Below are 25,818 nucleotides of genomic sequence, written 5' to 3'. Positions count from 1 at the left end.
AAACTATTTAACTTGAGTTGGCAAACCTAATAAAATCTCTTCTTTTGTTTCTAACCACAACGGATGTTTAGCCATTACTTTAGTAAACATAGGGCTTTGCAGATATTTATTTAGCCATTGTTTTACTTTCGGATAAGGCGATTGCAAATACCATTGGCGCTCAACTCGCGCAAACTGTCGAATAAAAGGCAGTAAAGCAATATCAGCTAAACTTTCCTTTGCGCCAAATAAAAAACCTTCTGATAAATGCTCACTTACAGCCAAACGTTGCTCTAACATTTGAATATACTTTTCACACTCTTCTCGGCATTCAGCTACATTGTTTTCTTTGTAACGCTTGGCACATTTGTAAGCTTCTAAAGCCACTTTAAACTCATGATCAAATACATGAATAAGATTCAGCATATCCGTTAAGCCATCATCACTTTTACTTTGCAGTAAATCATCAGGATCTGTTTCATTTAATGCCCACAGCATTACATCTAAACTTTCATCTATTACTTCTTTGTTAGGTAATACTAAAACAGGAACCGTTGCCTTAGCTGACGCCGCTATCATCTCATCAGGTTTATTACTTAACACAAGATCACGCAGTAATACGGGCTGCTTAGCTTTATAAATGGCGATACGAGCTCGCATCGCATAAGGACAATTTCTTAACGAATAAAGAATCGGATAGGTTTTTTTCTGAGTCATATAATGGCAGGCACTTAAGATAAATAAATGGGATTAATCAATACCTAGCTATATTGACACACTTATTTAAATAACTACATTTGTAATGAAATTCAATGTTTACACATTTTGCGCACTTTAACGGTATTCATCTGTCGAATAAGTGCGTAAAATCCCACCTTTAAAAATTTAACTGCCTTATACATGGCTAAAGTTGTAGAGAAATGAGTCCAAAAATTGAATTATTAGCGCCAGGTGGCGACATAGATGCAATAAAAGCCGCGATTATTGCGGGTGCAGATGCCGTTTACTGTGGTTTAGATACCTTTAATGCGCGAAACCGTGCTGCTAATATTTCGTTTGATGAACTTGTTGGCTGTATTCGACTGGCTCATCAGTACGAATGCCAAATATTTCTTACGTTAAATATCATCATTCTAGAACGTGAATTTAAATCGCTAGCTAAATTATTAACCAAGCTTGCAAACACCACACTCGATGGCGTTATCGTGCAAGATTTAGGTTTACTGTACGTGTTAAATAAGCACTTCCCTACTCTTGATATTCACGCTTCTACACAGTTAACAACTCATAATATTGGTCAAATCCCTTTCCTTAAAAAGTTAGGTTCTTCACGAGTTAATTTATCAAGAGAATTAAACTTAAGAGAAATTACCGCCATTACTGAAGTAAGTCGTGAAGAAGAAGTACTGACCGAAGTATTTGTGCACGGTTCTTTATGTGTCGCTTTCTCAGGTTTATGTTACTCAACATCAGCAAGTGTGGGCAATTCAGGTAACCGTGGCAGATGTAGTCAAGCATGTCGCGAAGAATACAAACCGACTGAATCAGGTAATAAATTCCCGTTAAATATAAAAGACAACTCAGCCTTCTTCGACTTACCTGCGTTAATAGATGCAGGTGTGCATTCGTTTAAAGTTGAAGGGCGTATTAAAGGCGCAAGTTACGTACACACAGTTATCGATAGTTTCCGTAAACAAATTGATGGTTTTGTAGAAACAGGTGAATTACTAGAAGACGGCGAACGTCTTTATAAAGTATTTAACCGCGACTTTTCAAACGCCTTTTTACGAGGTGATCTAAATCAGTCGATGTTTATCGAAAACCCGCGTGATAACTCTAAATATCATGCTATTGATAAAAGTAACGCTATTTCAGTTGTTCAAATACATGAAGTTGAGCAGAACTTAAGTAATGAAAAAGAAGAAATAAATACGTCTGTTTTCGACAAAATCAAACACCTAAGTATTGATAAACAACCGCTATCGTTAACCTTTAGTGGTAGCGCTGGTAGCCCATTAACCCTTAGTGTTAAAACTCAAGGTTATGGTGAAGGTAAAGCCATAACTGAAGATCAAAGCTTTGAACTTACATCAAATAACAGCTTAGTTGCTAGCGATAAAAACTGCATTGACGCTGATGCCATTGAAAAGCGTTTCAAAGGTTTTAACAACGCACACTTTAATTTAATTGAGTTAAATTGTGACGCGGTTGAAAACAACTTAAGTATTCCGTTTAAAGATTTAACAGCCCTTAAAAACGAATTATCGTTAATACTTAATGACAACTCTCCAGTTCATCCTGAAGTTATTTTACCTAAATTAACCCGTCATCCTAAACAAGAAGATCCTGCCGTTAAAGCTAAGCTATCACTTCTTATTTCAGATGAAACAGATATTAATTTAAGTAACGTAACCGATGCTGATATTTACTTTAAATTACCTGATGCTTACAAACGTGGTTGTACAAAATACGTAGGATTTTTCAAAGAGAATCCAACCTTAATACCATGGTTCCCGTCAGTATTAATTGGTAAAGATTACGATGCGGCGCTTAACATTTTAGAGCAAGTAAAACCTAAGCTTATCGTAACCAACAATACCGGTATTGCTAACCGAGCTTTTGAGTTAGGTATTAGATGGATCGCGGGTCCTTTCTTAAATACCACTAACTCTTATGCGCTATTAGCCATGAAAGAGTCGTTTGATTGTGAAGGTGCATTTATTTCTAACGAGATTAATCATCAGCAAATGAAAACCATTGCTCGCCCTGAAAACTTCAAATTGTTTTACAGTATTTATCACCCTATTTTGTTAATGACTAGTCGTCAGTGTTTCTTCCAACAAAGTGTAGGTTGTGAAAAGCCACGTATAGATAACGGTTGTATGCTGTCGTGCGACAAGTCGACTAGCATCACCAATCTTAAAGGTGTTTCATTTGCTATTGATAAACAATTAGCGGGTTACCCAAGTATTTATAACAACGACCAGTTTTTGAATATTGATATTATTAACGACTTAGCACCGTTATTTGATGGCTTTATGATCGACCTAACAAACATAGGCGCAGGCGATAAAGAGTCGCCTGATAAAGCCGTACTTATTGAACAATTTGAGCAATTGCTGAAGAAAGACCAAAGTAATGATCCTGAGCAACAAATAAAAATCAAAACCGTACTTGATAAATTAGTACCAGAACAAACTAACGTGCAGTACTACAACGGACTTTAATTCGTGATTAACGCATAAAGGGGCTTAAAGTTTAACTTTTAAGCCCCTTTTTATATCTAAAGATAAGTGAAATATAACTTAAAAAGGAAAGCCTTTTACATTTAGCTCTGCTGAGTAAATTCCAGCTTGTAAACAAACCTCTTCACCACATAAACGAGGTTTTTCTCCGTCCATAGGCGCTGTAAGCCCAGTTACAAATAAAGTTTTCCCGTCACTGCCACCAAAAGCAATGTTAGTAACAATATGAATACTGTCTACGTTTAACGTTCCCACTTCTTTTTGAGCATTATCAAGTATCACAACCACTTGCCCATCTTTTCTGTCAGCCAGTTCTCGCGTAGTTGTAACATATATATTGCCGCTACAATCTTTACCTAGCCCATCAATAGGTGTGTTTAACAATTGCTTAGGCTGAGACACTTCCCCCTTGTTTAAGCTAAATACCCACAAGCCTTGCAAACCACCAACAATCAGCTTTTGTTGATCAAGAGACAACATAATACCATTGGGCTTATCAGCCAGAGCTGGAACAAGTTCAGTAACCGCAATCGCATTAACTTTGCCGTCTGCTGTCACTCGATAAATTCGTTGCCCTGCTTCAGTAGATCCTGCTTTTCCACCACCCTGCACCGTCGCTAGGTCAACATTTGACGGTATATTCCAATTTGGATCAGTAAAATAAATCGTGTCATCGTCAGCAAGTGTTAAATCATTTGGCGAGTTAAAACGTTTATTTTGATAACCACTAACAATCGGCGTTATCTGCTTAGTTTTCCAATCAATCTTTGAAATAGAACCGTCAAGATGACGTGTCGCGATTAATTCCCCTTTGCTATTTAGGGCTAAACCATTGGTACCTGCAATCGTGTCATCCAGCCAAACTTCAGGTTTACTACCCGGAACCCAGTGCCAAATAGTGGTTTGGTTTGTTAATTTAAAACCTTTTTCATCAGGTTGGTGTGCGCCCATATTTGTGTAATACAAAGCGCCATCATGCCAAACTGGACCTTCAACATTATTAGCACCTTGATACATTAATGGAATATTATCTACACGAGTTAAGTTTACATCGGTTAAATCTAGCTGTTCATTTTCAGAACCAGCAGGACAATATAATTCATTTAACTTTGTAGTCGCTAGTGACTTTGTCTTACTTGAACTAGCTGAACTACTTGAGTTAGCTGAATTTTCAATAACACCATCTGCACACGATGCCAAAAACAAACTCGTACTTAAAGCCGCAATAAGTGTGAATTTTTTAGATTTACTTTGTTTAATTAACATTAAAAAACCTTGAGGTTTGTTCATAATAAAATTAGTGATTAACTTAATAGCTATCATAGCTTAAATTATAAAAGACTAAAAAGCCGATCACTCAAGTATTTATGCCAACGACCAGTTTTTGAATATTGATACGGTTAATGATTTAGCAAGATTGTTTAATGGCTTTATGATTGACCCAACAAACATTGGCGCAGGAGACAAAGAGTCACCTGATAAACTTGCATAATTAAGCCATTTGAATAACAACTTAAGAAAGACGAAAATAAGAATCCAGAGCAACAAATACAAACTAAAATGGTAGTTAAACAGTTAGTTCAACAACAAATTAACGTTTAGTATTACAATGGACTTTAATAACCTTGTATATATTTTTCCTAGTAGGCTTATCCCCAGCTTCATAAAATAGTATTAGGCATTTTTTAACATGTATAAACTAGCTGAATATTAATTCATTAAACTAGATTTACAGCATTTATTCATAACACTATTAAGTACAAGCTATGCCAAACATAAAGATAGTCAAATTAAGTCAAACTTCAACAGCCATTGATGATATGACTGATGAACTTAAAGTAGCTAAATCGAACGTATCAAAAGCACATAAGAATACACATTGCTACTATGAAGATGATTCAATAGGACTTTATGTGGGGGTTTCTGGAGCTAACAGCTTAATAGAATGTGATACAACTCATACCTTTAATGAATTTATAAGCATCATCGAAGGTGTTGCTGAAATAAAAAATAATAAAACTGGTTTAGTAGAAACGGTTACGGCGGGCGAAAGCTTTGTTATACCTAAAGGCTACGATTACCAATGGCATCAAAGCGATAACTTACGTAAGTTTCATCTCATTTATAAGCCACAAAATGAGCCTGAAAACTCAAACTACACAAGTCTTGTTTATTTCAATGAACATAACATAAATGAGAATAGCTCAGTTCCTTGGCAAGCGACGTCTGATGGCCATAATAAAAAAGTACTTTATCAAAACCCCAGTCAAACCTTTACGTCAGGTATATGGCAAAGCAAAGGCTTTGATACAGGTTTTATCACCTTTCCATACAATGAATTTATGACCATCAAGCAAGGCAATCTGACTTGTACTGACACTTCGGGTATTGAACATAAAGTCAGTTCAGGCGAAGCCCTCTTTATCCCGAAAGGCACTCGTTGCTCATGGTTGGCAACAGAAGATATAACTATTTATTTTGCGCAAATAAAATAGCTGTTAAGTAACCATAAAAAGCCTGCGCTAGAGTTAAGTACTTAACTTTATCTGTAGTAGATGAAACTTAAACAGACATTTTGGGCTGTCAGATTTTAATCTAAACTGACAGTCGTAAAAGCCACCAAAGCGGTCATTCATCATTTAATTTTTAATATTCACTTTGTGCGCTAAGCGGAAGCTAGTAGTGATGTTCACAAATACTCTAATCATAGCTATAGAGCGTAAATAACCTCAGCAAACCATCAGGTCAAATCTAAATGTGTGGTCAAAATGACATTACTCCTGCAATAGATATATATGTATTGATATTAACTCTATTATATAGGAGACTATTTTACATATATTATTGATAATTGGTGTAAATATGGACTTAGGTAATGGAGTTTCAGTTGGTTCGTTATCTTTACCTGAAGTTGATTTAATAAAACTTCAAAGTAGATTACAGACAGGAAATGCGATCCTTTTTACTGGCGCAGGTTTTTCGTTAGGAACAGAAAACACATTAGGTAAAGAACCACCACTAGCTAAAGGTTTATCAAAGAAAATATCTAAACTTGCAGGTATCGATGAAGATGAAGATTTAAAATATACTGCAAATGTATACCTTAAATATAATTCAAACCCTTCACCTTTATTGAGCTTACTAAAAGATAACTTTATATTAAAAAGTGTTTCTGATTATCATAAAACGATCGTATCAAACGGTTGGAAACGTTTCTATACAACTAATTATGATAATTCAATTGAGTTAGCTGGCCATCAAAGTGGCATAAGGGTTGAGTCAGTAGACTTAACTTACACTACAAGTGACTTTGTGAAAAATGATAATTTATGTATCCATTTAAATGGCTTTATAGATAAAGCTGTGGTGGATGATTTAAAAGATAAAATTAAATTATCTAATTCTTCTTACTTATCACCTGACTCTTTTCTTGATTCAAATTGGCGTACTATATTCAAACGCGACTTGGAAACAAGTAGTGCAATAATATTTGCAGGGTATTCTTTATATGATTTTGATGTACAAAAATTATTATTTGAATTACCTCATTTAAAGGATAAAACATACTTTATTACGCATGAAGGTGCTTCACATAAAGATACATTTGAAATATCTCAATTTGGACACGTGTTACCAATAGGTATTGATAAATTTGCAGATATTATATCTAAAATCGAGAGGGACAGTACAGAATTAACTTTAATGCCAGAACCTGAAGCATTTATATTGAAAACTATATCCAGTGTAGATGATTTAGTTGAAGCGGATACAACAAAGTTGCTTTTATATGGTGATTATAAGCAAGCTCAAATAGATACTGCAATTAGTAAGAATTTTACGATCCCATATATCTTTAATAGAAAGGCCATTGATGAAGCTTCATCCTTACTGTTTAAAAATAAAAATGTATTTATTCATAGTGACCTTGGGAATGGAAAAACTGTATTTTTAGACATACTCGCATCATATTTAACTACAAACGGGACTAAAACTTATATTCTTGAAAATGATGAGGCTGATTACTTACAAGATATAGATATTATTTCAAAAATGAGGGGGGATTTTGTTTTAATTATCGATAATTATACGAAATACGAAAATATTTTAAACTATTATTCATCAATTAAGCCAGATAATATCACCCTGTTATTATCTGATAGAAATGCTGAAAGTTTAAGGTTAACTTCTGATCTTGAAAAGTTAGAAATAAAGATTCATGCGATAGGTCTAGATTTATTAAATGACACCGAAATTGATGACTTAATCAATATTATTAACGATCAAGGTTCTTGGAGTGAGTTTACGGGATTATCTCATTCTAAGAAACACTTGAAAATTAAAAACAGTTACAATAGCCAGTTATCAGGTGTTTTACTGGGACTATTAAAAAGCCCTCAAATATCACAAAAAATTACTGAATTGACTGTTAGTATATTTGAGAATCCTCCTTTTAAAAGGACTCTTTTTTCTATAGCAATATGCGATATTTTAGGAGTTAACAAAAAATCAGACATCATTTCTGATATGGCAGGAAATGATGCTATATATGATATTGATTTTAGAACAGATACTTCTTTTAAAAGTTTTTACCGATTTTCCTCAAACGATAGCCAAATTGAAACACGATCTAGTTTACTTTCATTATTTCTTATAAATTATTGCTTTAGTGAAACATATGTGAAAAATGAATGTTTACGAATCGTATCAGATTTTATAGACACACATGGTTCTGATATTGTTAAGATTAAAATATATAAATCACTTTTAAGATACCATGTAATTGAAAAATTAATGCCACACAAAAAGGCCACGATTAATAATTATTATATGGAGATTAAGAGGGAAGTCAGTAGATTAACAGAACACCCACATTATTGGGTTCAATATGCAATGTGCAAACTAGAATATAATGATGAGGTTTTATCACAGCGTTTTTTAGATAATGCTTACGAACTCGCAGCAAAAAGAAAAAGTTATCACACTGATAATATTGATACTCAGCAAGCTCGATTGTTCATTATCATGTGTTTAAAAACTAAAGACGCTTTAGAAGCGTATAATTATTTTTCTAAGACAAATACGTTGTTATCATCTTTACCAAATGATGGATTTAAATTTAGACAAGTGATCTCATATGGGGAGATTTATGATAAAAAATATAATTACTTCTCTAAAAGACAAAAAGTAGAATTTGAATATGCTTGTAATGCATTATCTGAAATAATATTCAAAATGAATGAAGAAGATATTCATATAATCAAAAGAGGGGATTATGTCGTAAAAGCTGAAGAAATCCTTATAAAGATAACTACAGAAATCAAAGATGCTCGCATAAAAAAATAAGACTAATTTTTATTTTTAAATTAAATAGTGCCCCGTTTGTATAATAAGCTAATGTTTTACACGATGATTTTAGTCCATAAACTTAGGCTTCTTTGTGGCGATAGTGACGGTTAGTTCCTATCTAGTTATGGGGCGAAAGCGAGATATAAAATAGTGTTTGTTAAGCTAATTATTATAGGTCGGCTTTGTGACCTCAGTTAATGTTCTGAGATGAAACTCCACTGGTTGCAATGAGCTTAAACCCGACTTTCAGTCGATGATAAATTCTTGGCTAATATCCTTCTAAATATGATCAAGGATTCACAAAAGCCAATGTCAGCTTTCGATTGAAAGCTGACATTAGTAATTGAAAAAAACCAGTTTATGACCGTCTGACACACTTAGTTAAACTCTGATATTTCAATATGTCAGATTAAGTTTTAACTGTCACACTTAATCTGTTCGCTTTTTAAAACTAAAGCTTTCTTCATTTACGACTTTACCTGATTGATCTCTTGGCGTTGTAAAGTAATCAACATTTAAGCTATCGTTTTCATTATCTAAAGTGATATGAGCAAATCCCCATACAAAACTTTTAGACCATACTAAATCGTATTCTGGGTAGCGCTTTTCTTGCCACTGAGAAAACGGCGTGTGTTTACCACGCATTTTAGATGCTGCACCACTTATAATTAATGGTAATGGTGGCTTATCAGCGTGTCCGTAAACAGAACAATCATCAGTAAGTAGTTCTAAGTCATGTTCATGCCCTGCAATATAGGCATCAGCATTTTCACATAATGTCGGCATAATGAGTTCACGTAATACATGACCTTCGCTGTATTTAGTACCACCAATAGACCAAAGAATATGATGGCCATAAACCACTTTCCATTTAGCTGTTGAATTTTCTAAGCCGTGTTTCAACCATGCTAATTGTGTAAGGTTTTCACCTTTTACTGGGTTTTCGTGAGGTTCTGCATATTCAAGCTCACCTTTCTTTTGTAGTTTTGCTTGTTCAAGCTCCATTTCACTACCATCAGCATTTAACGGTACTTCGTAAATTGGCTGAGCTGAAAGTAACATGTTGGTGTCGAGTACAAAAAACTCAACATCGTTGCCCTGCTCTCCTACTTTATATTGGTAGTAACCTTTTTCACCTAAGTAAAAATTAGGTTGGTTTTTCATCCATTCGGTTTGTAACGCTACGCCTTTACGTGATGATTTCCAGTCATGATTACCTAAAGCTGAATAAATCATAATGTCGTTATTGTTATCAATAAGCGGTTGTAACGGTTTTAAAATAAGATCGTCCATACGCTTTTGATCGTCTTTACCGTCATTAGCGTCAGCGCCGTCAGGGTAAATGTTATCGCCAAGCTGAATAGCAAACTCACAAGGGCGTAGCATACATACTTCAGCCATAGCTAAACCAACAACGCCAGCACCTGTGTCTTCTGTTGCTGTTTCGGTGTTTGGGTAAATGTAGATAGGTGCGTGATCAAACTCTTCAATTGGACGAAAATCTTCAAGCCAATCTTCGCGTTCTTTTTCAATAAACTCTTCTTTGTTTCTCGGCTTTTTAATGTGTTTGATTTTTGGGTAGTCAGGATGATAACCGCCATCGCCAAAAGCTAAAAACGAGATGTTTACAGACTTACCTGATGATGATTTATCGCTTAAGTCAGCTTGAGTTGTTTGCTTATCAGTTGTTGATAACTGACTACAAGCCATAGCACCACAAGCCATTAAAATTGAAGTATATAAAGTAAAGTTATGTTTCATATTATTTATCCGAAAAAACGTACTGCAATAAAATTATTACAGTACGTTTGATTTAAGTATTTAATTTAAATGAGTTATATCTAGAATGATGTGATAGATACACCTAACTCAAATGTTCTACCGTATTGTTCATACTGATAGTTATATTGTTTATTACCGTGATATAAGTAAAGCGCTTCATCGGTAAGGTTACTCGCATTAAAGTAAAACTGTATATTATCTGAATAATGATATTTACTGCTGAAATCGATTTGTGTGTGGTCGCCTTCATAAACCGCAATGTCATTGTCTTCAAATTGGAAAGTTTTACTCTTATAACTCGCACTTAATCGTGTGCTAAAGCTATTATTTTCAAAACCAATCATTAAGTTACCAATAGTGTCTGACTGATTAGGTAGTTTGTCATCTGCATCAACAAATGTTCCGTTAGCACCTAATAATAAACCTGAATCAAAAGTTTTATTCCAAGCTAATTCTACGCCTGTTAATGAAGCACTTCCGCCATTTACCGATTGAATAACTTCTTCAAACCCGTCCCACTGACCATTGTCTTGCACTTCGCTTTCAATAATAAAGTTGTCGATATCTTTATAAAATAAGCCAGCTGATAAAACACCGATATGTCCAGGGTAGTATTCAACTGAAAAATCTAAGTTTTGTGATTCGTAAGGGTCTAAATCTGGGTTTCCTACTTCAGCTTTACGTTCTATTTCAACGACACCGTCATCAAGGCTAGACTCAGTTTCAATTAATTGAAATGCTGCTGAATCACCAAAAGTTGGTCGTGCAATGGTTTGCGTGTATGCAAAGCGCATTAATAGTTTTTCGCTAGCGTTATATTTAACGTTTAAGCTAGGCAGTAAGTAATCGTAGTCTTTTGAAACGTTCCAAGTAGAAATGTCTACAATTTCAGTATCTGTTACTTCGTCAGCAATTAGCTCAACCTTGTTGCCTGATGTTTCAAAACTTGTATCTTCGTAGCGTAAACCAGCAACAATTTGCCATTTTTCAATGTCTAACGTTACCATGGCATAAAGGGCTAAAACATCTTCTTTACTCTTGTATGTATTGCCTTGGCTTTCAATGTCAGACTCTAATGAATTTAATTCAAAGTTTGATTTATTGGCATTAACATAATCAGCTAAACCATCGCGTGACAAACCTTCGCCAAAGTTACCTAAACTGTAATCCACTTCGCCTGTGCTAAATGCGTCAGCGGTTACATCGTCAAATCCACCATCATAAATACTCGTATTTACATCATTGAATTTTTCACGGCTACGGTATTTTCCACCAAACTTAAATGCGCCATTGTAATTATTCCAAACAAAGTCTTTGGTAATATCAAGTTTAAAGCTGGTTTCTTCGTCTTCAGTTAGGTTGTTTGCATAAAGCACTTCATCTAGTTCGAAGTTAGCTAAATTTTGAGCATCTGCTGATTGTGTTAATTGCGGAATTTCGCCTGACGATAAGTAACCTAAAGCAAAGTCTTCGCCTGCAAAAGTAATATCAAGACGATCAGGCTCTTCTTCTGTCGATTTTGAATACCCTAGTTGATACTCAACAAACAAGTCGCCTAATTGATTTTCACCACCGGTAACAACCGAAAGTATTTCTTGGCTTTCGTATCTGTCTTTTGTATCGCGTTCCATCTCTGCATCAATATATTGTGCAGAATTATCCGTTAATGAGGTTAAATCAACTGCGCCTTTATCAAACTTATATTGATTACGTAAACGGTATTCATCATCAGAGAACTTGCTGTAGAAGCTGCGTAAGTAGTATTTGTCTGTTGGCGTTACGTGTAAATCTAAGTTTAAAGCGGCACCAAATCTTTCACGCTCAATTTTGTATGAGCGTTGTTCAATTTCTTCAGCGCCAAATATTTCTACGTCGCCACCCGTTGCTGCATCTTCAACTTCGATATCACTCCAGCCACCATCGGTTTCAGAGTTTTCTGAACCGAATTCACGCTTGAACCAAGACAATGCACCCGCAACACCTAATTGACTACCACCATCAAGAACAAATACATCTGAAAAGCTACCTGAAACTTTAGGGCTTGCTTCACTTACTTGCTCATTATATGAACCTTGAACATTCAAGCTGTACGAGCGCCCTTCTCGGTCAAATGCACTTAAGCTTTTTACTTCAATTGAACCACCAACGGCATTAGCGTCCATGTCTGAAGTTACGGTTTTGCTCACTTCTAAACTTGAAATCAGTTCACTAGGAATAACATCCATTGCTACACTTCGTACACCAGCTTCAGGCGATGGAACGTTAAGACCGTTAATGGTTACGTTGTTTAAGTTAGGATCGATACCGCGAATCGCTACAAAGCGTCCTTCGCCTTGGTCACGTTGAATCGATAAACCCGGTAAACGTTGTAACGCTTCAGCAGCATTTTGATCAGGTAATTGTCCAATAGAGTCAGCACTAACAACAGAAACTAAACGGTTAGCATTTTTCTGTTGGTTTAACGCACCTGCTTGACCTGCTCGTTGACCATAAACAATCACGTTAGCCATGCTTCGAGTGTCAGCACCAATTACATAATTTTTTGTTTGTTGTGATTCAGCAGTTACTACCAAAGTTTTACGTACTTCAGGTACGCCAATATAGCGAATAACTAGCGTGTATTTACCTTCGGGAAGGTTATCAAAATGAAACGAACCATCTCGCTTACTTACCGTAGTTAAATTTAATTCTTCAATTTTGATTTGAGCGCCTTCAAAGTAAACGCTATTTTGTGAGTCTGTTATACGACCTGAAACATCGGTTTCTGCTAGTGAATCAAGTGACGTGAAAGCTAATGCACTGATTAAAGCGGTATTGAGTAATGTTAACTTACCTAGTGAGGACTGCTTTTTCATGTTTTCTCTCGTTATTTTATGTTTTTTATAAAAGTGCATAGTTAACTTTTTAGCTATATGCATTTAATTTATTATTTTAATGGCGCTACCATAAACGAGAAAAATGACATTAATATTTCAGAGATAAGACAATGTAATAAAATGTTTTTAAATGATGAAAAAACCAGATAATACAAGTTGGAGAGTTTTAGGGAGCTTATAAAGGTATTTAGGATGGTGTTGGAAATTAACATTAGAAGTTTCTAAAGCCACCAACAAGTAAGGATAAGCAGCTGAAATATAATTATAAATAATTATTCTCATAAAAAACGTAGTTCAATATTTATGTTCTTTAATCATTTAAAAAACTAAAACTCGTTTTTAATGTAGTTGATGAACTTATAAAAATACTAACAATGAATGAGCTGTTTAAGCATTAAAATGAGAGATTTAGATTATTCATAAATTTAGCTTCTGTTATAAATTTATGAATAAAATAAGTAAGAAGCTTTACCGTCTATTTTTCGCAAGCCGCTCTAGGATGAATAAGAGATTTAGTGATTTTACCATGCTGATGCTTAACCAAAGGTTGATTAATATAACCAGAAAATTTACGCGAATTATGAGCTGTACTAAGATGAGAATTTAAAGCTTCACGACTGAGTAAATCAGCGACCAAACCTGTCGACTTTTGTGGCTTAACTTTCTTTTTATTTTGATTCTGGTTTTTAGTATTTGTGTTGACGGTAGCAACTTCTTTACTGGCAAAGTCTTTCTCGCGACTAGACGCCACAATACAAATCCTATGCTCTGCAGCTCTCGACAACAAACTAAACTCAACTTCACTCGGCTCTTGAATATCAAAAGGCACTAACAATAGATGCACTTTATTTAGAACGGCAACATTTACTATTTCAGCTATGTTTGCATCGTCTGCCGTTAATATTGCCAGTGTTATATTACCTTGCTCTAACGATAATTCTATTATGTTTAATTTGTTACCTAATGGCGTCCATTTATAACGTTCACAAAAATGTAATTGCTGCTGAGTGGCAAATGCACCTTGTTCGCTAATAATCACACCTTGGTGAGAACCATCAATAATTAAGCTTGTGCATACATATTGATGCGGTCTTAGTTCTGCACTCACACGTTCTATAATTTGCTGACTTATCACTTCAAGTTCAGCTAACTGTTTAGGATCATGAGTAATAATTTTATCTTCAATAAAGAACAATTCAGGTAATTGAATAATATCACTTAGGTTATTTTCAATATAAAAACATACATCTTCGATCGCTTGCTCAGTCGTTTTATAAGTAGCAAACAAAGCGACATTAACAGTTTCTGGCACTGTGTTTTCAGGTTCAGTGACGCTTACTGAGTTATCAGTAAAACCAGTAGAAATAGACTGTTGATAAAGTTCAGGACGACGTTGTTTGAAGATGTCGCTACCATCTGGACGAAGTTTGTTATTACCTTTGTCTTCTTCTATTTGAACAGTATTAAAAAGGATATCAGCAAAGGTAAAACCTTCTTCATTGTGATCTAACTTAGCCAGTATTTTACCGTTTGGTGAGATTATTTGACTTTGACCTACGCCATTAAAATGTTGTTCTGGAATAGAGTTTTCAGCTTGTAGACCCTCATCAACAAGCGGTCCTATTTGATTAGACAACGCTAAAAACACTTTATTTTCACAAGCTCTAGTAGGAGCGTGAATATTACTTTGATCTAACGAAAATGAACGATGGGAATAACATAATAATTCAGCACCCGCTAAAGCTAAACTTCGAGCTGGTTCAAACGTTAGAATATCGTCATTAGCTAAAAGCCCAAGCTTTGCTTGCGGTGTAGTTAAAATTTCAGTTCCCTGTTCAATAAGCTCTCCAGATGGTGAGATTAAACAAGAAGTACCGCTGTGCTTAAGTTTGTCAACTGTATCAGCTAAGTTTACATCATCAACTTGGCTTGGCTGTAAGTTAAGGTGAGCAACTAAATAACATTCATGCTGCTTAGCTTGCTCAGATAAAGCTTGAACAAAGGCACTTTCGTGCTCGCTCAGTTGTTTATCATTTTGGTCAATCACTTGCTGAGTATTACAAAAGGCAGGAAGTACAATAACATCAGGTTTACAGCTTGCAGCTTGAGTGATTATTCGAATACAAGTCGCTAGATTTTCTTCGATATTTAACGACGTGGCATACTGCGTAACGGCTACTCGCATGATTTATTTTTTCCGTGCTACAAGTGATTTGAAAGTAATAATTTAAAAACAGAGTGTTTTATTCGTCGATTATAATAGTAAAAAGCGACTTAGCGGAGATTTTTATTTGTAACGGAGCAGAAGTTTATTGTGAATTTTTGAACGCATATAAGCGCATGTAAAAAATGGAACCTTTGTTATGTGCTTAATCGACATAACAAAGGTAATAACCAGTTTAAAACTAACCGAAAATAGCGCGCATCAAGCCAATAGCTTGCTCAACACTTTTGCCGGCTTTAACTTGATTGATCAAAGTATCACGTTTGCCTTGCATGTATTCAGGAAGATCTTCAGCGACAAGTGCTTTGTCTACCAACATTTCAGCCGTTTCTTTACCGCGTCTTTTAGGTGCAGCTTTAGATTTTGTAGAAGCATTGTTAGCTTTATCTTTTGCACGAACATAGTTTGAGTTTGCAGCTAGATCGACATCTGCAAATAGAAATAAATCGATTAATACTGCACGATTTTTCCATATGGCATGTTTACGACTGCCTTCACTTTTCTCTTCACTAACGCCTGCTTCGGCACTAACTTCATCACTTTCTGATGCCGTTGTTTCCACCTCAACTTTAGAAGAAGTCTCAACAATCGCTGGCTCTTCTTGATTCCACCAAGCAAAAGTACGTAATGTACCAATAGCGTCATTCCAGTATGAAGTAAAGTCAGTATTCTTAAATTTGGCAATAGATAAACCCTGACACATAATATCAATTTTATTGTTGTTTAATGCAATAAATTGATCAGGTCTGCGCATAGCCAACAAACGTGTTGCAGCAGCTAATGGTGGGGTATTGCTCTGTGGTTTGTCAGGTGTGTATTCAGCAAAAATCGCTTTATATGCTTCAACAAACTTTTGGTATTGGTCGTCGTTCACATCACCCGTTAATGGGATATGAGCTAATGCCGCATCAAACTTCTCAGGTGATTGCTCTAGTAATATATGAAAAACTTTTGCACCTTTCGTGCTAGCAAACCATTCAACATCGAAGTTATAAACACTGTAGTCGTGATCACTAGTGTGTTTACCAGCAAAGACTAAGCGGTCTTCAATCGGTAATTCAGCTAACGGTTGTTCACGAAGCGTATCAACATAGTTTAACAAACGTAAACGTTCATCTAATGCATGTAGAGTATTTTGTTGTTCAACAAAGCCTAAAAATATTGGCCATGGCGCTATACGAGCCATTTTGAATTGGCTAGTGGTAAAGCCTGTTTCTAATACACCTTGAAGTTTTTTTAATGGTACAAGCTGTTCATCTTCCATTAAGTCCATATTCAGGTCATCGCGGCATAAGCGAATTAACTCGCCACACCAACCTAAAAAGTCATCGGGTCTATTTTCAACTTTAACCGCCATTAAGTTTAAACTTAGCGGTGGAACATATTTGAGAAAGTTTTGATAAATCTGATTTTCAGCTTCAGACAAAGACATATTTACAGGTAAAGACAGCAGTTTTTTCATTAAATTTTATAAACTCTAATTTGTGAATATCGCCAGCATTTATTAACTCATAAAAACCGAAAACGGCGCGGAAAACCGCGCATGATACGCTGTTATTAAAGCATTGCAATCAATAGTCGGTAATATAAGGTTTTTAAATTAAGCATGAAGTTTTTTTATACAATAGTAACAGTATAGTCCTTCTAGCTACTTTAATGTCGATTTAACTAAAACAAATTTAAGATATAAATAAAGTAAAAGTGCTCATCACTTCACAAGCAAACACGTTAACAGGTAGCTATTAAGGTAAAAACGTTGATATAAACTCAATTATTTCTAAAGTATTCCGTTATTCCTTATAAAACCTAAAAATAAAAACAATTAAATTTCCCTTTATAAACAACAAATTAAAAAAATATAAATAAAACGTGAAATTAATCAAAATAATTTGGAATAAACCGCCTTCATCAATCGTTACCTTAGTGAACTTACTAAAAAATACTCTTTAAGGAAATAATTATGATGAACTTAACTAAAACGGCTTTATACATTTCATGTGCATTAGCAACATCAGCATTCGCAAACACAGAAGCAAACATCGCTTTTTCTACAAATTCGAATGCTCAAGTTGAATATGAAGCTGAGCAAGCAAGTGTAGAAACATCATCAAATACACAAACAACGGCAAGTGCATCATCAGGGCAAGAAGCATCAACACAAGCTGAACAATCGGCTGAAACAGAAAGTGATGCGACAGTCGCTTCAAACGCTAATACTTCAAACACCGAAGCTTCAAATGCTAGCGATTCAGAAACAAGTACAGAATCAAATGCTGAAGAAGTAGAACCTGAGTCAGAAGAAAACACAAACACAGCAAGTACGGATACTGAAAGTAGCAGCGAAACGAATAGCGATACAAGCAGCGAAGCTTCAATGTCGGTTGATACAGCACTGTTTACTGACACGCTAACTAAAACAGGTGAGCAGCTACAAACTAAGTTAGATGAAAGCCAAACAATGATACAAGAAACATTGGTTTCTGGCGTAACTACGGGCATAGCAACAGGCCAAAATTTAGTCACCAGTAGCGGCGAACAAATCAACCTTGCAGTAACCAATAGTACCCAGCAAGCATTAGCGGTAAGTAATGATTTATCATCAAGTGTGGAACAAACCACTAGCGTTATTGTTGAACAAGCGATTGATAATACGGTGAACGCGAATCTTGCTGGAGAGTTATTAAGTAGCACTGAGGCTATTACAAATGCTGAAGTAGGTAATGTAATAACTGAAACAATTAGCTCGACAATTGGCTCAACTATCAGTTCTGCAATCAATACCACTGCTGAGCAAAGTGTAAATAGCAGCATTAACCAAACTGTTGAACAAAGTGTTACTAACAACGTATCTGAGCAAATAAATACTGCGGTAGCTCTAACGGTTGATAATTCGATAGACAACGCGATTAACGCAAGTTCTGGCTTAGGTATTTAATCTCTCAAATTAAAGTAAGGCGAGTCCCCTCTCGCCCTTTCTTTACCTTTCTTATTCTAATTAATGCAACATTTGTGGATCATCAAGATGAAAAAACTTAATCAACCTTTAATCATTAGTACATTACTCGTATCAGCCATAGCAAGTGCAGTACATGCCGATGCAGTTGATGTTACATGGGAAGTTAATACGGGTATTAAGCATGACGATACCTTAACCATTGCCGAGCTTGATCAAGTAAGCGAGCAATCGGATGTTGCATTAACTTTACAAGGCGAAGCTAAAGTAAAGTGGCAAATTTCAGATAAGTTAACCTTAAAATCTAACTTGAGTTACCAAATAAATGATTATCAAACTTATGATACTTATGACCTGAACTTAGCAAAAGTCGCGTTTGATTTAGATTATCGTTTAGCAGATTCAACCATAGGCACAAGTTACTATTTTGTAGATGCTAAACTCAATAAAGAAGATTTTTTACAGTTTAGTCAAAACAGTGTTTATTGGTCGAAGTTATATGACCAACGTTATTTGTTACGTTTTTCAACTGATTACAAAAGAAAGGAATTTGCTAACTTATCGGACCGCGATGCGACAAGCTTTGGTGTGAGTAATCAGCACTTTTTCTTTTTCAATCAAGCTAAAAGCTTTGTCTCGCTAAACTTAAATATCGATAATGAAAACGCTAACGACAACCAGTTTGATTATAGAGGCTTAGGTGTTCGTGCTTTATATTCACATAGTTTTGTTGGTTGGGATCATGATCAACAAATACAGTTTGGTTGGCAGTTTAATAAACGAGATTATGAAACAACAATCAACGACGATTCTGAAACTAACCTAGGATTACAACGTAAAGATAAAAGCCAAGTGGTAGACGCACAATGGATATTTGAAATAACACCAAGCTGGTCGTTAAATACAAAAATAGAACATGGTAATTATCAATCAACAATTGAATCATTAAATTATGACGAAACCATTACCTCTTTATCGATAAAAGGCACTTTCTAAGACTCATCGATGATTTGCTGACTTAAATAAAAAAGCCCAAATAGAGAACTCTTAATCTATTTGGGTTAGTTCGTTATTCAACCATAATTTATCATTACTGTTTCTATTTTCAATGTTCAAAAGAAAGCACTAAACGGTTAATTATCTTTTAGTTATTTCGAACAATAAATTATTCCTAACAACAGATCATCTCTAGCAATCGGTTATTCTGCACAAACCTTAACGAGCAAACTCACCTAAGGCTTTAATAGCTAATTCAGCTTTTTCTGCTTGAACAAAAATATGGTCATGGTAATACGCAGCAATAACATTCGCGCTGATACCTTTTTCCGCTAGCTTAGTAGACACAGCAGCAGTTAAACCCACAGCATCTAAGCTTGAGTGAATAGTTAACGTAATACCCTTAAATACAGATTCAAAAGGTAGTTGATGCGCAACAGCAGCTTCTTTAGTTACAACAAGCGTTAAGCCTTCTGTTTCACGAAACGTTGCTAAAGGAGACAATGCTTGATAGTCGTTATATTCGCCTTTTACAGTGCAAAATACATATTCACCGGGAATAAGTGCTGGTGACATTGATTCTAGTAGTTTGTCTAAATTAGTTTCACCGATCATTGATGTGTCCTTTTAAGTTCTCGTTATAAGCTTGTATTTAAGTCAAATATTACTTGAGGGATTATAATAAGCATTAAAATTAGAAATAGTAAGTAAAGTAATGATTTTATTAAAGGAAAATCATTAAGTGTAATTTGATTAATCCCTTTATTTTTAGCAGAATTTATACAGTCATATAAGAAAGTTATTACCGAATAAAAAAGATAGATAACTCCAACAAGCCAAAAACATAAAACTAGATAATACAAAGCGATCGAATATTGTTCTTCTTTCAACTTATTCCCTCTTAAATAAAAATAACATAGTAATAATAAACCTATCTCCTATTTCACTAACTACCAATACGACCGTTGCCAAATAGCGTATCGTAGCCTTTATCACCTAGATCTAAGGCTTGAGTATTAAGTAAATCTAAATAGTTTGCTGATATTTTTTCTGCCTGGTATTTTGCGCAAGCTGTGTAAGCTGTTATCACTGGAGCTGCCATTGATGTTCCACTCTCAAAACCAAAGTCACCTGATAAACGTGCGGTTTTCACTGAAACACCACGTGCAGAAAAATCGACATAATCGCCACGATTAGCCCACCGATATAATCTATTTTTGTCATCTACCGCAGTAACACCAATCACGTTTTTATAAGCCGCTGGATACAATGGTGGTGAATGCGGTCCATCATTTCCAACTGCCGCAACAATCGCAATGTTTTTAGTTAAAGCGATATTAATAACATTCGCTAAAATTGTATTGTCTGGTCCTGCTAAGCTCATATTAATGACGCTAACTTCTTGGCTTAATAACCAGTTTATACCTGATACTAAGTTAAATAAATTTGCGCCTTGGCTAAAATCGTTTTGTCCATAAAACACTTCTGCGGCAAATAATTTAGCATGAGGTAATAATGCGGGCACTTCAGCTGAGTTACTGACTAACAAAGCCGAAACAGCTGTACCGTGAGCTTTAGGCGCTGCTAAGTTTTCATCAATAAAACGTTGACGAGTTATGGTTTTATTCTTAAATACGGGATGCTGAATATCAATCACTGTGTCTACTATGCCAATAGAAAGTGGCGCTAAACATGCTGCGTTATCAAGTATTTCATCAACCCTACTTTCGTCATTAAGGTTTTCAATTTTATCTGCTTCTCTATCGGCAAGTGATGCTGAAGTTGCTTGGCTTATGTTTGCATCTTGAGACTTACTTTGCGTTTGATAAACATAATCACGAGCTAATTTTTTATGTAACGACTTAGGTAATATCGAGGCTAGTTGCTCTGTATTATCGAATGATGGTTTAACTTTAAATTGCACTAAAGTTAATGTTAAAGCATTGAAGTTTTTGGTGCTAATTAGCTCAATAGCATTATTATTGACAAGTTGTTGTAGCTGCTTCAATTCATCTTCGGAAGTCATCACCAGCCATTGATGCTCTATCGCGCGCCAGCCATTTTCTACTTCAACTTCTCTAAATAATGTATTGCCTGCAGTATCTAAAATATTAATAGATTCAGTTAAACTACCCACAGGAGCGATTAACGAGCTGACCTCTCCTTCAGGTAAATGTGTTAATAATTGTTCAAGATCGACTAATGACTGTGTTTTATTTTTTATTCTATCAACTCGGTTATTGATGATATCGGTTTGGCGATTGATAATACTGTCGTTCAAGATTGAATTTTCTATAGTTGACAGTTGTTTACCCAATAAGCCATTCGCCATAAGCGAGGTAGAAAATGTTATACTGAGTAAAAATCCCCATGCGGCTTTGGTGAAACTTTTCATTATTTTTCCTATAAAAAACGAGGGCTGTACTAATTAAACGTATTAGAATAAAAATAATTCCAAAAACTTGGGAATAAACTTCATTGTCATTCGTCTACTCAGTATAACAGGAGAGATTAAATGAAAAATCAGATAATAGCTTTAGTACCAATGATACGACGATTCGCGTATTCGTTAACAGGTAATCAACATGATGCAGACGATTTACTGCAAAATACAATTGAACGCATATTAACAAAAGGCGTGCCTGCAAATGTAGAATTAAATAAATGGATGTTTCGAGTATGCCGTAACTTATGGATTGATGAATACAGATCACGCAAGGTTAAACAAACGGCAGCAGAGTCTCCAGAGTTAACAGAAAACCAAATAGTGAATGAAGAAAAACAACAAAATGATAAAATTAGTTTACAGCAAGTGAATAATGCGATGGATGTATTACCTCACGAGCAACGTTCAATTTTGTCGTTAGTCGCTATTCAGGGCATGTCGTATAAAGAAGTATCTGAAACACTAGAAATTCCCATAGGTACGGTAATGAGTCGATTATCTAGAGCACGAATTAGTTTAAGCCAATGTTTAAATAACAGTACAGGAGTAATGGCATGAATAACCCAACAATAAGCGATGAGGTTTTATCTGCCTTTTTAGATGCCGAATTACCTGAGCAACAAATGGAGCAGATCCGAGAAGCATTACTTGAGGATGACAACTTAGCGAACCGTTTAGCTGACTTGGCTATGGTTGATGAAGTTATAGCGACTAAATATGATGAAATTAATCAGCAACCTTTACCTGCTGCTATTAACGAATTATTAGCAGCGATACCAGAAGAAAAAGCTTCGGTAACCGCGATACAAGCTGCTGAGAATTTTTCAGAAAATACTGCAAGCCAACCAGATTTAAATACTACGCATAGCTCAGAAAGTAAAAGTAATGTCGTTAGCCTTTGGCAACGTACCAAAAACTCAACCAATAAGCCTTTTGCTTTAGCGGCGAGTATAGCTGTTGCAGCAGGACTGTTTGCTACTATTTTTAGTCAAACAAACAATTTATCAGGCGATAACTGGCAAGAAGTTGCTCAAATATTAGAGCAGAAAACTAGTGGCAATGAACAAACATTAGCGAATGGTAAAACCATAAAAACTCAACTTACTTTTAATAATCAGCAAGGCAACTTTTGTCGCCAATATGATGTGAGTAGTGAAAAAGATATTGAACGTAATATCGCCTGTCGTGTTAATCAGGAATGGGAATTAGCTTTAACAGTTATCGAACAAAAAGCCGTCCAAAAAGCAGAGCAAGAACAAGCGAAACAAAACTATCAAACCGCTACCTCAAATAGCATGTTGCGAGATCAAATTGACAACATGGCTGCAGGTGACTTTTTAGATAAACAACAAGAACAGCAAGTAATTAATAATCGTTGGGCAAAGTAACGATAAAGGCTTACTCTAACCTAGGTTAAATGAGGAAAATATTATGAAAAAAATAATTATATTAGCAACACTTATCGGTTTTTTAGCGGCTTGTTCATCAAGCCCAGAATATCGAGCAGCCAAAAATAATGGTTACGGTTATCAAGAAAGTATTCTAAACCAAGACAAGATACGTGTGCACTTTAAAACCCGCGACGACAACAAGCTAAAAGCCATTGATTACACCTTTTTACGTGCAGCTGAATTAACCATACGTGAAGGCTACGATTGGTTTGTAGTAACCAATCGCGATGTGTTAATTGACGGCAAAAACCAACCACGCACTACAGTTCATACAGGTATAGGTACAAGTCGCGATTGTGGTTTATACGGCTGTAGAAACGAACCAAGCACTCAATTAGGTATAGGCATTAACTTAAGTGATCGGGGTCAAGACATCGAAAGTATTTTAGAAATAAAGCTAGGAAAAGGTGTTCGACCTGAAGCACAAGATAGCTACGAAGCGCGTGAACTTATTACCAACATGGAAGCTAAGTATCAACTAAACGCAGAAACGAAAAAGTAAGTCTATTTTAAATTGAGTTAATCATCAGTAACATAAATGGCTGATGAATCTTATAAATGAATAAAGGGTAATAACGTTATGGTGAGTTTAGATCATAAGGTTACTACCCTTTTTTGTACTAAGCTTTTTAGCCTTACACTTTTTAGTACAGGCTTTTTAATATTAGACTTTTAACTTTTCAAATCTTATTTTTTTATTCTTTTGTTATTAAACAACGACCTCTTGGCTCATTACCCTCGTGAAGTACTGTGTCAGAATGTAAAAACTTTGCCGCCTCAGCTGAGTCTTTAACTTTAATAGTACTGCGTTCTAGCATTTCTGATTCAAAACCGTTGAGCATACTTTCTCTTATACCAACCTCTCGCCATTGAGATAAAGGTCGACATTCTTTTGTTACGCCTCTAGCTAATGCTAGTGCATCGAGTAAAGCTTGGTTTGCTCCTTGTCCTTTAAAGGGGCTCATGGGATGTGCGGCATCGCCAATAAGAGTAACTTGGTCATTTTTTTGTAGTAATTCGGGAGTAAGTAGTTTTCGATCATACACAGGGTAACCAGAAACCTGTTCCGCTAATGTATCTGTTAATATTTGAGGAATGGGGTAATGCCACTGACATCGACTAATCGCTTCATCTTTAAGTGCCTGAGGACCTTTAGCACTCAACACTTTGGCTTCTTCTTCATTCATAGGGAAACTAAGTTGCCACATAACCGAGTCAGACGAATAAGGCATAACGTAAATGCGTTCATTACCATTAGCTGTTTGAAAAACCGTAGCGGAGTCGAGTAATGAACCGTTACTACCTTCAGAGCATACTTTATCTATAGCTTCTAAAGGACAAATACCTAAAATAACAATGCAGCCTAAATAACATAAAGGAGCAGCTTCCTCTCCTATCAATAATTTACGCACCGAACTACGAATACCGTCGGCACCTACAATAAGATCTGCAGTCGCATGTTTTATCTCATTACCTACTTGAAAGCTCAAACCTATGCTTTCATTTTTGTTACCGTTTACATTTCCACTTTTATCTACATTCTTACCTACACTCTTATCTACACTCTTATCTACACTCTTATCTACATTATCAGTTCGATTAAAGTCTATTAACTGATGTTCCCACTTGATAGAACTATGTAAGACTTCGCTACGTAGTGGATCAGCTAATTGATTAACTAACTGATCGCCTAATGGATCACCTAACTGATCGCCTAACTGCTCAAGCAGCGCCAAACGCAACGACTGCCTAGCTATATGTATATTAGTGCGTTTTGCTAGAGACTTATCTCCCGACGATAGCCATTTTCTACTGCCCCACTCACCTATTACTTTTCCGTCAGTGGTATGTACTAAATGGCGAGTTGAAATAATCCCTTCTTTTAACGAAAATATTCCTAAACCTTCAATCGCTCTACTCGCCTGTTGCAGAGTAAGTCCGTAACCCTGAGAACGTGCTTCAAAGTTACTATCACGTTCATAAAGCGTAAACGGAATGCCACGATGTAAACAAGCTACTGCCAGAGCAACTCCGCCTATACCTCCACCAATAATAGCAACATGGGGATATCTTTCATCTACCAACACTTTTTCAGCACAAGCATCCAAGCCAGAGCCTTTGCAAATAACACAATTGTCTAAGTGACCTTTAGGGCGAACAGGAGGTATACCTTCAGCGTTGTTTTTTTCAAATTCTTCTAACTCTCGTTGGTAACGAAGTTTAGCTTTTTTACGAATTCTTTTACTTTTTTTGCCGCTGCCTTGGCAGTTAGAACAAGTAGTCCAATGATCTTCTTCTTTTTTCATATTTGTTACTTGCTCATTTTATGGCTTATTGATGGTTGCTTATTTATGGTCGATTATTACTTGGTTAGCTTTGATTCCTCTTCATAAGAAAAATATAAGGAGGAAATAAATAGGTGATGATTATATCGTGTATTACTTATGATAAGAATACTATTAGAACAAGGTAAAACTGTTCCTACTACTTTACTAAATTTATACTTTATTACGCCCTTTC

17 protein-coding genes are annotated in these 25,818 nt (G+C 35.6%); 8 read left to right on the top strand and 9 right to left on the bottom strand.

Annotation, left to right across the window (positions count from 1 at the left end; genetic code table 11):
- Positions 1-3 precede the first annotated feature (3 nt).
- Positions 4-696 (bottom strand): glutathione S-transferase, encoded by a 693-nt coding sequence (locus tag ACPUVN_RS03000; RefSeq protein ID WP_426358081.1) that lies wholly within the window; start codon positions 694-696, stop codon positions 4-6.
- Between the two features lie 203 nt (positions 697-899).
- On the opposite strand from ACPUVN_RS03000, the gene ACPUVN_RS02995 reads away from it, so the two are divergent.
- Entirely contained in the window at positions 900-3,206 is a 2,307-nt protein-coding gene (locus ACPUVN_RS02995; protein WP_426369939.1) for a peptidase U32 family protein, read from the top strand.
- Between the two features lie 78 nt (positions 3,207-3,284).
- Here ACPUVN_RS02995 and ACPUVN_RS02990 read toward each other — a convergent pair whose 3' ends face one another.
- On the bottom strand, positions 3,285-4,490 hold the full coding sequence (locus ACPUVN_RS02990; protein WP_426369938.1) for an SMP-30/gluconolactonase/LRE family protein: 1,206 nt from the start codon (positions 4,488-4,490) through the stop codon (positions 3,285-3,287).
- A 500-nt stretch (positions 4,491-4,990) separates the two neighbouring features.
- Here ACPUVN_RS02990 and ACPUVN_RS02985 point away from each other — a divergent pair, with 500 nt between their 5' ends.
- Together ACPUVN_RS02985 and ACPUVN_RS02980 are read left to right on the top strand one after the other, a co-directional pair.
- A complete protein-coding gene (locus ACPUVN_RS02985) occupies positions 4,991-5,719 on the top strand; it encodes a cupin domain-containing protein (RefSeq protein ID WP_426369937.1) in 729 nt (242 codons plus the stop codon).
- 367 nt (positions 5,720-6,086) lie between these two features.
- Positions 6,087-8,567 (top strand): SIR2 family protein, encoded by a 2,481-nt coding sequence (locus tag ACPUVN_RS02980; RefSeq protein WP_426369936.1) that lies wholly within the window; start codon positions 6,087-6,089, stop codon positions 8,565-8,567.
- Positions 8,568-8,999: 432 nt separating this feature from the next.
- On the opposite strand, the gene ACPUVN_RS02975 is transcribed toward ACPUVN_RS02980, so the two are convergent.
- The 4 genes from ACPUVN_RS02975 to ACPUVN_RS02960 form a co-directional block, all read right to left on the bottom strand.
- Positions 9,000-10,331, bottom strand: a complete 1,332-nt coding sequence (locus tag ACPUVN_RS02975; protein ID WP_426369935.1) for a metallophosphoesterase — start codon at positions 10,329-10,331, stop codon at positions 9,000-9,002.
- Positions 10,332-10,411: 80 nt separating this feature from the next.
- Positions 10,412-13,207, bottom strand: a complete 2,796-nt coding sequence (locus ACPUVN_RS02970; RefSeq protein ID WP_426369934.1) for a TonB-dependent receptor — start codon at positions 13,205-13,207, stop codon at positions 10,412-10,414.
- Positions 13,208-13,703: 496 nt separating this feature from the next.
- Complete coding sequence (locus ACPUVN_RS02965; RefSeq protein ID WP_426358090.1) at positions 13,704-15,413, bottom strand: nitrilase-related carbon-nitrogen hydrolase; 1,710 nt, start codon at positions 15,411-15,413, stop codon at positions 13,704-13,706.
- Between the two features lie 220 nt (positions 15,414-15,633).
- On the bottom strand, positions 15,634-16,914 hold the full coding sequence (locus ACPUVN_RS02960; RefSeq protein WP_426358091.1) for a hypothetical protein: 1,281 nt from the start codon (positions 16,912-16,914) through the stop codon (positions 15,634-15,636).
- 498 nt (positions 16,915-17,412) lie between these two features.
- Here ACPUVN_RS02960 and ACPUVN_RS02955 point away from each other — a divergent pair, with 498 nt between their 5' ends.
- The gene (locus ACPUVN_RS02955) at positions 17,413-18,387 is read left to right on the top strand and encodes a hypothetical protein (protein ID WP_426358092.1); all 975 of its coding nucleotides are present in this window, start codon (positions 17,413-17,415) and stop codon (positions 18,385-18,387) included.
- An 87-nt stretch (positions 18,388-18,474) separates the two neighbouring features.
- The gene (locus ACPUVN_RS02950; protein WP_426369933.1) at positions 18,475-19,401 is read left to right on the top strand and encodes a hypothetical protein; all 927 of its coding nucleotides are present in this window, start codon (positions 18,475-18,477) and stop codon (positions 19,399-19,401) included.
- 219 nt (positions 19,402-19,620) lie between these two features.
- Here ACPUVN_RS02950 and ACPUVN_RS02945 read toward each other — a convergent pair whose 3' ends face one another.
- Positions 19,621-20,016 carry an ACT domain-containing protein gene (locus ACPUVN_RS02945; RefSeq protein WP_426358094.1) on the bottom strand — a complete coding sequence of 132 codons (396 nt, stop codon included), beginning with the start codon at positions 20,014-20,016 and terminating at the stop codon, positions 19,621-19,623.
- Positions 20,017-20,347: 331 nt separating this feature from the next.
- Complete coding sequence (locus ACPUVN_RS02940; protein WP_426369932.1) at positions 20,348-21,796, bottom strand: S8 family serine peptidase; 1,449 nt, start codon at positions 21,794-21,796, stop codon at positions 20,348-20,350.
- A 120-nt stretch (positions 21,797-21,916) separates the two neighbouring features.
- Between ACPUVN_RS02940 and ACPUVN_RS02935 the strand changes: the two genes are divergently transcribed.
- The 3 genes from ACPUVN_RS02935 to ACPUVN_RS02925 are packed head-to-tail and all read left to right on the top strand — an operon-like array spanning position 21,917 to position 23,800.
- Positions 21,917-22,405: an RNA polymerase sigma factor gene (locus ACPUVN_RS02935; RefSeq protein ID WP_426358096.1), complete on the top strand. Its 489-nt coding sequence runs from the start codon at positions 21,917-21,919 to the stop codon at positions 22,403-22,405.
- Positions 22,402-23,235 (top strand): anti-sigma factor family protein, encoded by an 834-nt coding sequence (locus tag ACPUVN_RS02930; protein WP_426358097.1) that lies wholly within the window; start codon positions 22,402-22,404, stop codon positions 23,233-23,235. The genes ACPUVN_RS02935 and ACPUVN_RS02930 overlap by 4 nt, the downstream gene beginning before the upstream one ends.
- 43 nt (positions 23,236-23,278) lie before the next feature.
- Positions 23,279-23,800: a CC0125/CC1285 family lipoprotein gene (locus ACPUVN_RS02925; RefSeq protein WP_426358098.1), complete on the top strand. Its 522-nt coding sequence runs from the start codon at positions 23,279-23,281 to the stop codon at positions 23,798-23,800.
- A gap of 193 nt (positions 23,801-23,993) precedes the next feature.
- Here the strand turns inward: ACPUVN_RS02925 and ACPUVN_RS02920 are convergent, their stop codons facing one another.
- The gene (locus tag ACPUVN_RS02920; protein ID WP_426369931.1) at positions 23,994-25,604 is read right to left on the bottom strand and encodes an FAD-dependent oxidoreductase; all 1,611 of its coding nucleotides are present in this window, start codon (positions 25,602-25,604) and stop codon (positions 23,994-23,996) included.
- Between the last annotated feature and the right edge of the window lie 214 nt (positions 25,605-25,818).

This window comes from Pseudocolwellia antarctica, from assembly GCF_049933045.1.
In the GTDB taxonomy this organism is placed as follows: domain Bacteria; phylum Pseudomonadota; class Gammaproteobacteria; order Enterobacterales; family Alteromonadaceae; genus Pseudocolwellia.
The sequence above is the reverse complement of the archived record's forward strand: the minus strand, read 5'-3'. Positions and strand labels throughout refer to the sequence as shown.